Consider the following 13,521-nt stretch of genomic DNA (forward strand, 5'->3'; position numbering starts at 1 on the left):
ATTTAATGGGAAATGATGAGGTGCGAATCTCATCATTTCTCGTATTACCATAAAAATTAAGTAACACAACATTAAAATGGAATTCTTACACGAAGTTTGGAACTTCTTTCTTAACCTGTTAAGAGATACAGGCGGAACATTAGACATGCTGGTAACTGAATATGGCTTATGGGTATATGCCATTTTGTTTTTGATCATTTTCTGCGAAACAGGTTTGGTTGTAACACCATTTTTACCGGGTGACTCTTTATTATTTTTAGCGGGAGCTATCGCTGTACGCCCCGACAATCCACTACATATCTATTACCTTGTCGGTATACTGATTGTAGCAGCTGTTATAGGAGATGCAGTAAATTATTCGATAGGCCGTCTCTTTGGAGAAAAGCTCTTCAGCAATCCCAAGTCGAAGATATTCAAGCAAGAATATCTCGAAAAAACAAACAAGTTTTACGAAAAACATGGAGGTAAAACCATCATCCTTGCCCGCTTTGTGCCTATTGTTCGCACCTTCGCTCCTTTTGTTGCAGGTATGGGCAAAATGAGCTATAAACATTTCTTCTCCTACAATGTTATAGGAGGTATAGCATGGGTGGTTATCTTTTGTGCTTTAGGTGCTATTATAGGAAGTAACGAATGGGTAGAAAAAAATCTCGACAAGGTAGTCATTATTATTGTTGTCGTATCTATTCTTCCGGGTGTTTACGAAGTAGCTAAGGCTAAGTGGGAATCAAAAAAGGAAGCGAAAGCTAAAGCCAAAATAGGAAATTAAGAAAGATAATTAAATTTATCTTTATATATAAATAAAACCACCTTACTGATCAACTCTTATCAGTAAGATGGTTTTTTAATTTAAATATATCTATAATATGATTATAAAAGCAAACTTACCCGACTCCGGAAAGAAGAAACGATTGGTTATCATCGGAGGAGGCTTTGCCGGACTCGAACTTGCAAAAAGAGCGGATAAGAATCAATATCAGGTAGTACTGATAGACAAGAACAATTACTATCAGTTTCAACCTCTATTCTATCAGGTAGCTATCGGAGGATTAGAACCGAGTTCGATATCTTATCCATATAGAAAGAACTTTCAGAAAAATAAAGACTTTCATTTCAGAATGTGTGAGGCTTTAAGTCTGAATACATCTGATAAGAAGATTGAAACAAATATCGGCATCATTACATATGATCTTTTAGTTATCGCCACAGGATGTGATACAAATTATTTCGGGAATACAGATCTAATAGAAAACACATTCTCTCTAAAATCTGTATCCGAATCACTCTTGATGAGAAACAGGATATTACTAAGCTTCGAGGAATCTTTGATCACAACAGACGAAGAAAAACGAAAAGAACTGTTGACATTTGTTATCGTCGGAGGAGGTGCAACAGGAGTTGAATTAGCCGGAGCATTGGCCGACATGAGAAGAACTGTTTTGCCAAGAGACTATCCGGAGATAGACTTTACTAAAATGGAAATCCACTTGGTAAATGCAGGCTCTCGCTTACTGGCAGGCATGTCGGAACAAGCATCCGAAACAGCATTAAAAACATTACTAGACAGAGGTGTTATCGTTTATCAGGAGAAATCGGTAAAATCGGTAGAAAGCCCTTATGTGAATATTGCTGACGGCACTCAAATACGTTCACGTAATGTATTTTGGGTGGCAGGCGTTAAGCCAAATAGCTTAGCAGGCCTTAACGAAACGGCATACAACCGAGGACGTTTGGTTGTAAACGAATACAATCAGGTAAATGGCTATAAAGATATTTTCTCAATTGGCGATACCTCTTTACAAACATCCGAAAGTTATCCGGTCGGTCATCCTCAGGTAGCCCAAGTAGCCCTACAGATGGCAAAGCAACTAGCAAAAAATATCAACAAGGGAGAATCGGGCAATTGGGATAAGTTTGTATATGTTGACAAAGGCTCATTGGCTACCATTGGACGTAATGCGGCTGTTGCCGACCTAGGGAAACTCCGCTTTGGAGGCTGGGTTGCGTGGTGGTTGTGGTTGCTGGTACATATCCTTTCTATTGTGGGTATGAGAAATAAGGTTTCTGTATTCATCGACTGGGTATGGAGTTATCTGAATTATGATGTTTCGCTACGGCTACTAATTCGTCCTAAGTTCAATGAAATGTATAAGGATAAGAGAACTAAACAAAGTAACGAATAAATCCAAACTTACAGCAGTAAGATATATTCCAAGAAAATGAACTATCTTTGCATCAAATTGCAGTAGGTCGGTTTGCCGCTGGCTGCCGCAAGGCAGAAAGAGGAAAGTCCGGGCAACACAGAGCATCGTATTTCTTAATGGGAAGCTGTTCGTGAGGGCAGAGTTAAGGTAACAGAGAACAACCGCCCCTATCAGGGGTAAGGGTGAAAAGGTGAGGTAAGAGCTCACCGGTCTGTATAGCAATATACAGAGCCGTACCACTTGCGAGTTGTAAGACCATGTATACCGGCGCATGTAGGGCTGCTCGTCCGATGCCGGGGGGTAGGTCGCTAGAGCCTGTTGGTGACATCAGGCGTAGATAAATGGCAAGCACTCTTCTTGAAGAGTACAGAACCCGGCTTATAGACTTACTGTATTTTTATTTATTCTAAGTAAAGGGCGATTCTTGTCCGGCTTTTGCTTTGTTATATCTTGAGAAAAACAGTCTAAGGAAAGTATTAGCAATAATAAAAAACAATCCTGCCAAAATAAATATGACAGGATTGCTTCTCTAAACTTATCTTAAATTACTTATATCTCAACCATTTAAACATTTCGGCGAAAGTTACTTTCTTACCATACATCAGAATACCGACACGATAGACCTTTGCAGCCAACTTAACCATTAATATGGCAGTTACATACAGCACAACAACCGACAAGACCAACTCCCATATAGATATTTCGAACGGAGCACGTACCATCATCACGACAGGTGCGGTAAATGGTATGATCGAACACCAAAAGGCCATTGCGCCTTCAGGATTCTGAGATGCTGCAATACCTGTATAAAAGGCTAATAATAATATAATAGTCAATGGCATCATCAACTGCTGAGCCTCTTGCGAATCGTTAGCAGCAGACCCAAACATGGCATACAAAGAGGAGAAAAGAAGATACCCTCCCACAAAATATAATATAAGGCAGATCCCGACCTGCAGCCAGTTGACGCCCAATATACCATTAACAGCAGAAGTAATCTCCGAGTTATTCTGTGTCATTGCACTTATTGCCTGTTGAGCCTCCATTGTAGCAGTGGTATCTACACTTGTCCCGAGGAATATTTGCATAGCAACAAGTGCGCCGCCTCCTATAACAAGCCAGATAACCAATTGTAGCAAACCAACTAATCCAACTCCGACTATTTTACCCATCATCAGATCTAAAGGTCTAACGGATGAAATAATCACCTCAATGATACGGTTTGTTTTCTCTTCCACAACACTTTGCACCACCATTTGCCCATACATCATGATAAAGAAGAACATACACAATGTAAGTCCCATCCCTACAAAAGATGCCGCCTGACCAAGTGTCTCGGTCTTCTGTCCGGCTTCGTCGAGACGGATAGTGGAAACATTAATATGATCTTTCGATTTCAATATTTGTTGCAGATCTGTAACAAGTTGTGGTTCGATATTACTCCTTTGGGTAAAATCATCTATCTTTTTATTTCTAACAGCATCCGTAAGTATGTTGTTGATATAAACAGTCAACTCACGAGGAGGCTGTTGCTTTTCGGAATAGAAAGTTGCTGCATTCGGATTTACACTCAGATCTTCCGATATCTCTAATATGGCTGTCCGCTTATCGCTCGGCTTACTATCGCTATCCGATAATTTCACAAACTCATAGTTCTTAGATGACTGAAACAAACCAAAGTAAGAACCTGTATGATCGATTACATACACTTTGTTTATATCATCATTACTACTCAACATCATAAGCAATGCAGGAATAGTAGACACTCCCAAGAATAAGAATGGGGTTAGCAACGTTGTCAAGATAAACGCTTTGGTTTTTACCCTCGAGGTAAATTCCCTATGTATAATTAGCTTTAATCCTCTCATTGTTTTGTCTCTGATACGATTTGTATAAAAATATCATTCATCGAAGGCAATACTTCTTCAAAAGTCACCACTTCATAGCGTTTGGCTATCTCTTGTATCAACTCTGAGTTGGAAGCCTCATCATTACGCTGAATAAGTAATTCCGTAATATTACTGTCCGTTGATTGCGATAATATCGAAAAGTGAGAAGATTCCAGATCGAAAGTTTCACCCACAACCTGAAGTTTGAAAATATGCTTTCTGTATCTTGCGCGTATTTCTTTCACATTCCCATTCAATACAACCCTAGATTTATTTATCAGAGATATTTCGTCACACAATTCCTCTACCGATTCCATATTATGAGTCGAAAGAATTATTGTTTTGCCTTTTGCTTTCAGATCTAACAGCTCTTTCTTTAACAATTCTGTATTCACAGGATCAAATCCGCTGAAAGGTTCATCAAGAATATACAAATCGGGCTCATGTATGACGGTAGCAATAAATTGTATCTTTTGCTGCATACCTTTCGACAGCTCCTCCACTTTCTTTCCTTGCCAGGATAGGATATCAAACTTCTTTAGCCAATATTGAGTTTTTTGTACTGCGTCTTCTTTCGAGAGGCCTCTCAATTGTGCCAGAAAAATAATATGCTCTCCAACTTTCATTTTCTTGTACAAGCCTCTTTCTTCGGGGAGATAACCGATATTGAAAACATCATCGGCTACCGATACTCTTCCATTTATAAAGACTTGTCCTTCATCGGGAGCAGTTATTCTGTTTATTATGCGGATTAGGGAAGATTTGCCTGCACCATTAGGCCCCAGCAATCCATAGATGCAACCTTTTGGCACTTGCACGCTTACGCCATCGAGAGCTCTATGACTACCATATTGTTTCACCACATCGTGGGCTTCGAGATAATACATATTCTATAGTATGGTTTATATTCTTTTTATATTAGTCGCACCAAAAGCATAAAAGTCACAGAGCTCCGAAAATATTATAGTCTTATTTCTTATCGCCCACTAATACTCCAGAGATACACCAATAACTAAGAGCACTACCTTCGGGATCTCCCACAGGTATAGAAACCTTCAATTGGTGTTCACCTGCCTTTACATCCCCAATGTGTATAAACACAGGATAACTCACTGTACCCGGACACCAACCCGAACGACTCAGGTCGGATGACGATAAGCCATTTGCGAAATTACCCGAAGCCGGGTTCAACTCTCTATAGCTACTGCAATCTTCGCGCCAAGGGGTATAAGCGATCAGGCGAGAGCCATCCATAAATATCTCGTTAAGCTTCGGATTAAATTCGTCTCCTCCACCCCAGCCACCATGGCCTGTAGATATATAGCGGATATAAGCATCTTTGAGGTCTACATCTGTTTTGAAGTTCACAGTCAGAGAATCGTTGCGGAACAATCCGTCAGGATAAGCCTGTCCTGCCATCTCCATAATATTTGTAGTTGTAAACAGAGGATATACTTCTTTCTCTGCCCGCTTATCATTGGGATAATACTTAATCTTCAAAGAAACATTGTGTCCGTTTTTCGCATAGTTTCCGATCCATGCACCTACCCACACTTCATTTCTCAGATACTTGGCATAGTCTGTAATTTCTTGTTTAAACACCACAGAGTCCGGCCAGTTATATTCAGCTACCTCAATATGGTTATATCCTTTTACTCCGAATGAAGTATAAAAACGCATCAACTCGAGAGGCGGCAAATAATCTTCTGTAGCAACCATTCCCTCATACGATTTTCCATGTTTATCAGTATACTGAGGTAATGCCTCTCTTCCTTTTAGCAATCCATCCATAAATGATTGCTTCTTATCGGTAGGCACGATAAAGACGCTACCCGTACGGTCATAAGCATCCCCTTCAGAGTGTTGAGCTAGCTCAGCAAAAATAGAATAGCTACTATTATCGGCAGGAAGTTTTACTTTTTTCAGAACGATAGAACCATTGGCAAATTGCATTATTTCTGTATCGTTCAACTGCTCCGGCTTAGGAATATCCCTAAAGTATATACTCTGATTACTAAACACGTCGGCTACAATAACCTGGCTTTGCTGTATACGGTAATTATAGGCAGGAGCTGTTAATTTATCCCCTTTAAGTACAGGTTTTACATTCACAATCTCTTTTAGCAAATCAATCTTTGTTGCTTTTTCTTCGTATTGTCCGTTTCTTACCACCTTGAGCACAACTCCATCGGGCAAACCAACACCGGATTGCATAGATCCTTTGACTCCTAATTGAGTTGTATACCATATTTCTATCGTATTAGAATTAATAACAGTCTTTGCTTTTTTGCAGAGGTAGCCGGCAATAGTTTCTGTTTCGGGCAAAAATTCGAGTTTATCATTTAATATAAATGATCGGGTTGTATAAAACTCATTTCCATTTGCCAACTTTGCGGTTTTCGTTTCTTCATTTGTTGCATAATCAAGATAGGTGTATTGTACCGGAGTACCCTCTTGCACTTCGGCATATTTACGACTTATTTGCACATCAGTTCCGCATATCTCTACGATGGTATTTGATCCTTCGTAGGCTTTACCATTCATACTTGTCTGGTAGGTGATACGTACTGTTTTAAAATCTTTCTTAGGTTGAGCATTCATTACAAATGCGAGAAGTAATAATTGGAATAAAAATAGGTTCCTTTTCATAAAATATATTTTAGATAAAAGAGTTTTTAGGTCAACGGACAAAGATAAAGATAATCATGGATTGATTAAAAAACATTCAAATATTTAACGACCATTCTTTAGACATTCCCTTAAAAAGCACAAAACAAATAAACAATTCCATTTTTCTTCGTATTTTTGCCAGCCAAAGATGCTTTGAAACTAAATCATCGAAGCTTAATTACATACTAAAATATATTTCTATGAACAACGAGAAAGGACTGGACTTTAAATCCACGATTTCAACCGAAGACAAGAAACTGTTCATCGAAACCTACGGCTGTCAAATGAATGTAGCAGACAGCGAGGTTGTTGCATCCGTAATGCAAATGGATGGTTATATCATGACAGATAAGCTGGAAGAAGCTGATGCTGTTTTTGTAAATACATGCTCGATACGTGACAACGCCGAGCAAAGAGTTATTCAACGTCTCGACTACTTCAACGCCCTCAAGAGAAAGAAGAAGCCAAATATGATTATTGGTGTTCTGGGTTGTATGGCCGAACGAGTGAAAGAAGAGCTACACGACAAGCATCATGTAGATGTTGTAGTAGGCCCCGATGCCTACCTCGACCTGCCTAACCTGGTAGGAGCTGCCGAAAATGGCAACAAAGCAATCAATGTTCAACTATCCAAAACCGAAACGTATAAAGATGTGATCCCTCTACGTATTGGAGGAAACCACATTTCGGGCTTTATATCCATCATGCGTGGATGCGACAAGGTATGTTCGTATTGTATAGTGCCTTATACAAGAGGTCGTGAACGAAGCCGTTCGCCACAGAGTATCCTTAACGAATTGGAGAATCTGCGAGACAAAGGATTTAAGGAAGCCACATTGTTGGGACAGAATGTCAATTCGTATCGTTTCACAAACGAAGACGGCAGCATTGTAGATTTCCCCGCACTATTGGAAATGACAGCGAAAGCTGCACCCAAAATGCGTATCCGATTTACGACTTCTTATCCAACAGATATGACCGATGAAACACTGGAGGTAATCGCAAAATACGATAACCTGTGTAAGTTTATCCATCTACCTGTGCAATCGGGCAGTAGCAAGATGCTAAACGTGATGAAGAGAAAATATGATAGAGAGTGGTATCTGAACCGTATCGAAGCGATTAAACGCATCATACCGGGATGCGGCATATCTACTGATATCATGTGCGGGTTTCACTCCGAGACGGAAGAAGATCAGCAAGAGACACTATCGCTGATGCGTGAAGTATGTTTCGACTCGGCGTTTATGTTCAAGTATTCGGAACGTCCGGGAACATACGCTTCAAAAAAATTAGAAGATGATATACCTGAAGATGTTAAAATAAAACGTTTACAGGAAATTATAGATTTGCAAAACGAATGCTCTCTTGAAAGCAACAAGCGAGATGTAGGCAAAGTATTTGAAGTACTTGTTGAAGGATTCTCTAAACGGTCGAGGGAACAGCTTTTTGGACGAACATCCCAAAACAAAGTTGTTATTTTTGACAAAGGAAACCATCGTATAGGAGACTTTGTTACCGTAAAAGTAACAGGGAATACTTCGGCTACACTATTCGGCGAAGCGATATAAGAATCGGGCTAATAGTTATTTTTACTGAAAAATATTTTCGATATTTCAAAAAATAGCTATATTAGCTGTCCTTTTAGGGAAAGCAAGAAGATTATTAGCGGTTTAGCCCGTATTATTTAGTGATCAATCCAATTTATAATAAAGTGTTGAGTTGATGAAATTTATTTATACTCTCACACGTTATTATATTAATGTAGAATTAATTTATAAAATAAATAATTATGAATAAAACAGGTTCGAACTTATTGTTCTTGGCTATAGGTGCTGCGCTAGGTGCAGCTGTTGGCTATGTTGCTGCTTCTGACAAAAAGGAAGAATGGCTGAAAGATATAAACAGCCTGGTAGACAAAGTAAAAGGAAATGTAAGAAACGCAGCCGGCAGAGGCAAACATAAACTAGAAGAATTAAGAGACGATGTTGAATAACTCCGAAGAAGAAAAAAGCTTAGGAATCTTAATTGAAGAAATTAAATTAGATTTATTAAGCTATATCAACAGACGTATCCGTTTGTTTAAACTGGATAGTTTTGAGAAGATAGGTTTATCTGCCTCCGGTCTGGGATATGGCTTAATAATAATAGCTATTGTAGCTGTTATTTTATTCTTCGGGCTTATTGGTATGGCTTTTTTTCTTGGAGAATTATTCAACAGCTTGGCTGTAGGCTTTGGAATCATGACTCTGTTTTCATTATTTGTTTTATTGCTTGTAGTTCTTTTTCGGAAAAAGATACAACAATCGATATTACAGAATACTATAAGATTTATGCGTAAAATAGATACAAATGATGAAGAGTAGATTGACACCATTAGAAGAACTGCATCAAGAAAAAGAATTAGTAAGGCTTGAATGCAAGGAAGGTGAAGAACGTCTATCCGAACATTGGGCGTATCTTTCAGACAATGCAGGTTCATTGATTTTTCAAAGTACAATAAACTCTGTACTGAGCGTATTTGGTTTTGGAGGACCATCCAAAAGTAAAAAACGACAAGACGAAACTTCAACTTCAAGCGGTCTGCTTAGCGGATTAACCGCTTATTACCCTGTAATATGGGAAATTGTGCAGCCAATAATATGGCGGTTTGTAATAAAGAAACTAAAATCGATCTTCTCGGGAAAGAAAAAAAAGGAGAAGGATAAAGATAACGACTAAAATAAAACAGAAACAAGAAAGGAAATTCACCTTTCTTGTTTTTGTTTTTAGACTATTATTGGATATCAAATTATTTATTTACTTTTGATAATCAGTTAATTTAACCTTCGCACTATGGAAAGACGTAAATTCTTTAAGTCATTAGTTATTGGTGGTCTGGGTGCAACAGTTTCTCCTATCCTTAAAGCTGCTCCAACTCTCACCTCAACAGATATAAAGCCTGAGACAAATATAAAGGATGCGTTATCTATCTCTAGAACCGAATCTTCTATGCCGGGGAAATATCCGGGTAAAGTAGTCAGAGTCAATCATAGTTTGGCTGTTACTGATGGTAAACCTTCGGAAGAAACCGTTTTTGAGATGCTTAAAGAATCGATACTGAAACTTACAGGAGAAAGTGATCTCAACAAGGCTTGGCTACAATTTGTCGGCAAAGATGACGTAATAGGACTAAAGGTTAATCCTGTAGCCGGAAAACTATTGACGACTTCGCATGCCGTTACACAAGCCGTAATAAAACAACTGGAAGATGCAGGCATACCCCGTAGCAATATGGTAATATGGGACAGGCGCGAAATGCAACTGCATGAAACAGGCTATACAGAAGAAAATTATCCCGGCATAACCATCACCGGTACTGAGTGTGAAGATGCTTCGGGCAGCTACTATAATAGCGAAGGAAAACTATACAGCGAAGAGCGTATCGATAAAGATCATTATTTCTATGCTGATGTAGAAGGTGAGTATGACGCTTATACAATGCCTTTCATGGTAAATGGAGGAAAATATTCTTATTTTACAAAGATCTGTACTCAAAAGGTAACAAAAATCATCAATCTGCCTGTATTGAAAAATGCAGGATCATCAGTTACACTTTGTATGAAGAACCTTGCGTTCGGTTCTATTTCAAATACCGCAAGGCTCCACAAGGATTTGTGGCACGAAACTTCTGCCTATGTATGTGCCTTCCCGCCACTACGGGACAAAGTTGTTTTGAATATTGTGGACGGGTTGATAGGTTGTTTCGAAGGAGGACCTGCAGCGAATCCTCAATTTATATGCAATTACAATACGATTCTGGTGGGAACGGATCCTGTCGCCGTTGACCGTATAGGACATGACATTGTGATAGCAAAAAGGATAGAAGAAGGCATCCAATCGGAAGATAAACCGGCTGCTCTCAAATTCATGCATCTGGCAGAAGAAATAAAGCTCGGGGTGGCAAACAGAAATAAAATAGACCTAACAGAAGTAAATCTAGCCTAGATGAAATACTTTTTCTTAACGCTTTTATCATTACTCCCACTTTTTGCAGTAGGGCAGTCGTTGTCGGATATCACGATTGAAAAGGAACGTACTTTTGTAGGGACAGGTCTCTATGGTTTTATGAATGGAGGTTCCGACTTATACCTCGAATATGGATTCGAAAAACTAACAACGAGAGATATAAAATACAAGGATGAGAAATATACAATAGATATTTATGAAATGTCGTCTCCCGAAAATGCTTTTGGTATATATTCCTTACATACATTCAAATGTATGAGAGCTGACACCCTCCGTTTTTTCAATTGCCTATCCGCATACCAATATCAAGCAGCAATTGGGAATAAATATGTTTCAATCGTTTTTCAGTCGGGCTCGAACAAAGCTAAAAGGAATGCCGATGAACTCTTGTATTTGTACGTAGATACGCTCAATATGAAAAGAATAGCGTTACCGTTAGAAATGACTAAAGAGATTCCTTATTCATCGTCTATAAAATACTTAAAAGGAAATCTGTCTATATCAAATGCTCAACCATCACTTCTGAAATGGATAGAAGGCATATCTTTCTCCGATATATGGCTCGCCTCGAAAAGTAATACTGTAATCATTTATCCGACTGATGATAAAAATATGGCAAAGCTAATAGAAAGAATCCCAAAAGAAAATATCCTCAAAATAGAAGATAAGTACGTTTACTTAAAATGTCCGAAAAAAGAGGATAGCAATGACACGGGAGTATTTGGTTTTTAAAATCACAAAAACTACAAAACTTTATCTATATAGAAAGGGTTTATAATCTGGATACAGAGAAAGTGACAGATAAAAACAGGGTAAAAAGTGTTACTTTTGTTACTTTTTCATCAAAACCTGTTCTATGACAACGACAGTTATAAATGAGATAAGACATAAAATGAATATATATGGCAGGGAAGCGAGACCGTTCTTCTTTGCTATTAACTTTGAACAAACAGAAGGTTTATTTATCGATAATCCTTTGCAACAATCTGATGTTTTATTTCAGTTCTGCGGAAAAGGGAATGCTCCTGAACAAGAGGTTATAAAAAAAGTATCTTCATTCAATTACATTCCTATCCCCTATTCCGAGTACAAAAAGAAATTTGATATTGTACATAAAAGCTTAAAAGAAGGATACTCTTATTTGACCAACCTGACAATAAAAACACCTGTTTCTTTTAATCTTAATCTTGAAGATATTTTCTTTCAAAGTAATGCTTCCTACAAAGTGCTATATCCGAATAAGTTTGTATGTTTCTCTCCCGAACGTTTCGTCAAAATAGAGGGAAAGACTATTTCAACCAATCCCATGAAGGGAACTATAGATGCAAACATCCCCGATGCCGAACAGATTATACTGAATGACTATAAAGAAACAGCTGAACATAATACAATAGTAGACCTTCTGCGTAACGATCTTAGCATCATAGCCGATAATGTAAGAGTAAACAGATTCAGATATATCGATCGTATCAGAACAAATAAAAACGATATATTACAGGTCAGCTCAGAGATAACAGGCACGCTACGCGAAGAGAATTATCTTAATTATGGAGATATTATCTTTGGCATGCTTCCTGCCGGGTCTATTTCGGGTGCACCGAAAGAGGCGACAAGAAGAATTATACAAGATGCAGAAAAAGAACCTCGAGGCTATTATACAGGAGTATGCGGATATTATGATGGAAACGAATTGGATTCGGCTGTTATAATACGTTATATAGAAAATGACGACAACCAATATCATTTTCGCAGTGGAGGAGGTATCACAGCCTATAGCGATTGTGAGGAGGAATATAAAGAAGTTTTAGAAAAAATTTATCTACCAATAGTATGAAGCCATCATTCTCTGAAGTAATAAAAATTTGTAATGGTAAAATTTTCAATCTTCCTGCACATATAGAAAGAATGAACTCTACGTTACAATCTTTTTTCGGTTCTACTATTCCATTTAGTTTGAAGGATGAAGATATTCCTTTAGAATTCCGTGAAGGATTGGTAAAATGCCGTATTGTATACTCTCTTGAAAATCTGGAGATAGAATATTCTCATTATACATTCAGAGAAATAAACAGTTTGAAAATCATTCATGATAACTCGATCGATTACTCTTTCAAGTATGCGGAAAGAACAGCCTTTGAGAAATTGATGGCACAGAAAGAAAATTGTGATGATATACTCGTTGTCAAAAATGGATTTGTAACCGATACGTCATTCACGAATGTAGTATTCGAAAGTGATAAAGGTTTATTTACGCCTTCTACATACCTGCTACCGGGGACAAAAAGACAAACCCTTCTAAAAGAAAGAGTTATTAAAGAAAAGGTAATTCGGATCGAGGATATTGAAGACTATAGAAAACTGTACTTAATAAACGCAATGATGGGTATTGAAGGTAATATCAGCATACCCATATCAAGTTTAAAGATAGATAGCCTGTAAATTACTTTAAAGTCAAATCTGCATCAATAACAGTTTGAACCGTATTCTTTGTTGAGTCGGTATTTATAGCCGTAATATTACCTTTACAGTTTGTAAAATAGACACAATTTCCTCTGTCATAGAAACGATAGACTTTACATCCATCATGTTCGAACAGATATGACACCTCATACGTCTTATTATTCTGAGAAGGGGCTTCTACTAACGGACGACCAGAATAACAAGATTGAAAACTAAACGCAAGTATCAAACCAAATAGACCGAGTAATGCTTTCATAATATTTCTATATTAAGTTAATCTTCCTTCTTCG

Annotated in this window: 14 protein-coding genes and 1 other RNA gene; 11 read left to right on the plus strand and 4 right to left on the minus strand. The window is 38.0% G+C overall.

Annotated features, from left to right (window positions below; all coding sequences use genetic code 11):
* Positions 1-76 precede the first annotated feature (76 nt).
* The 3 genes from QOX35_RS10885 to rnpB all read left to right on the plus strand — a co-directional run bounded on the left by QOX35_RS10885 (position 77) and on the right by rnpB (position 2,601).
* A complete protein-coding gene (locus tag QOX35_RS10885; protein WP_135103443.1) occupies positions 77-769 on the plus strand; it encodes a DedA family protein in 693 nt (230 codons plus the stop codon).
* A gap of 97 nt (positions 770-866) precedes the next feature.
* Complete coding sequence (locus tag QOX35_RS10890) at positions 867-2,183, plus strand: NAD(P)/FAD-dependent oxidoreductase (protein WP_283686910.1); 1,317 nt, start codon at positions 867-869, stop codon at positions 2,181-2,183.
* Positions 2,184-2,242: 59 nt separating this feature from the next.
* Positions 2,243-2,601: RNase P RNA component class A (rnpB, locus tag QOX35_RS10895), an RNA gene on the plus strand.
* 148 nt (positions 2,602-2,749) lie between these two features.
* Here rnpB and QOX35_RS10900 read toward each other — a convergent pair.
* From QOX35_RS10900 to QOX35_RS10910, 3 genes are all read right to left on the minus strand, one after another.
* Complete coding sequence (locus QOX35_RS10900) at positions 2,750-4,072, minus strand: ABC transporter permease (RefSeq protein ID WP_283686911.1); 1,323 nt, start codon at positions 4,070-4,072, stop codon at positions 2,750-2,752.
* Complete coding sequence (locus QOX35_RS10905) at positions 4,069-4,980, minus strand: ABC transporter ATP-binding protein (protein ID WP_135103438.1); 912 nt, start codon at positions 4,978-4,980, stop codon at positions 4,069-4,071. Before QOX35_RS10905 ends, QOX35_RS10900 begins: the two co-directional genes overlap by 4 nt.
* An 82-nt stretch (positions 4,981-5,062) precedes the next feature.
* Positions 5,063-6,742, minus strand: coding sequence for a PNGase F N-terminal domain-containing protein (locus QOX35_RS10910; protein ID WP_283686912.1), 1,680 nt, complete (start codon positions 6,740-6,742; stop codon positions 5,063-5,065).
* 221 nt (positions 6,743-6,963) lie between these two features.
* Here QOX35_RS10910 and miaB point away from each other — a divergent pair, with 221 nt between their 5' ends.
* The 8 genes from miaB to QOX35_RS10950 all read left to right on the plus strand — a co-directional run bounded on the left by miaB (position 6,964) and on the right by QOX35_RS10950 (position 13,210).
* On the plus strand, positions 6,964-8,334 hold the full coding sequence (miaB, locus tag QOX35_RS10915) for a tRNA (N6-isopentenyl adenosine(37)-C2)-methylthiotransferase MiaB (protein ID WP_135103435.1): 1,371 nt from the start codon (positions 6,964-6,966) through the stop codon (positions 8,332-8,334).
* Positions 8,335-8,555: 221 nt separating this feature from the next.
* On the plus strand, positions 8,556-8,759 hold the full coding sequence (locus QOX35_RS10920) for a hypothetical protein (protein WP_006844524.1): 204 nt from the start codon (positions 8,556-8,558) through the stop codon (positions 8,757-8,759).
* Positions 8,749-9,129: a phage holin family protein gene (locus QOX35_RS10925; RefSeq protein WP_135103434.1), complete on the plus strand. Its 381-nt coding sequence runs from the start codon at positions 8,749-8,751 to the stop codon at positions 9,127-9,129. The genes QOX35_RS10920 and QOX35_RS10925 overlap by 11 nt, the downstream gene beginning before the upstream one ends.
* Complete coding sequence (locus QOX35_RS10930) at positions 9,116-9,484, plus strand: hypothetical protein (protein ID WP_283686913.1); 369 nt, start codon at positions 9,116-9,118, stop codon at positions 9,482-9,484. Before QOX35_RS10925 ends, QOX35_RS10930 begins: the two co-directional genes overlap by 14 nt.
* Positions 9,485-9,598: 114 nt before the next feature.
* The gene (locus QOX35_RS10935; RefSeq protein WP_283686914.1) at positions 9,599-10,750 is read left to right on the plus strand and encodes a DUF362 domain-containing protein; all 1,152 of its coding nucleotides are present in this window, start codon (positions 9,599-9,601) and stop codon (positions 10,748-10,750) included.
* Positions 10,751-11,503: a DUF6599 family protein gene (locus QOX35_RS10940; RefSeq protein ID WP_283686915.1), complete on the plus strand. Its 753-nt coding sequence runs from the start codon at positions 10,751-10,753 to the stop codon at positions 11,501-11,503.
* A 124-nt stretch (positions 11,504-11,627) separates the two neighbouring features.
* Positions 11,628-12,605 (plus strand): aminodeoxychorismate synthase component I, encoded by a 978-nt coding sequence (locus tag QOX35_RS10945; protein WP_283686916.1) that lies wholly within the window; start codon positions 11,628-11,630, stop codon positions 12,603-12,605.
* On the plus strand, positions 12,602-13,210 hold the full coding sequence (locus QOX35_RS10950) for an aminotransferase class IV (protein ID WP_283686917.1): 609 nt from the start codon (positions 12,602-12,604) through the stop codon (positions 13,208-13,210). Before QOX35_RS10945 ends, QOX35_RS10950 begins: the two co-directional genes overlap by 4 nt.
* A 1-nt stretch (position 13,211) precedes the next feature.
* On the opposite strand, the gene QOX35_RS10955 is transcribed toward QOX35_RS10950, so the two are convergent.
* Positions 13,212-13,487: a DUF4884 domain-containing protein gene (locus QOX35_RS10955; RefSeq protein ID WP_283686918.1), complete on the minus strand. Its 276-nt coding sequence runs from the start codon at positions 13,485-13,487 to the stop codon at positions 13,212-13,214.
* Positions 13,488-13,521 lie beyond the last annotated feature (34 nt).

This window comes from Dysgonomonas sp. Marseille-Q5470 (genome assembly GCF_951230145.1).
Classification (GTDB): domain Bacteria; phylum Bacteroidota; class Bacteroidia; order Bacteroidales; family Dysgonomonadaceae; genus Dysgonomonas.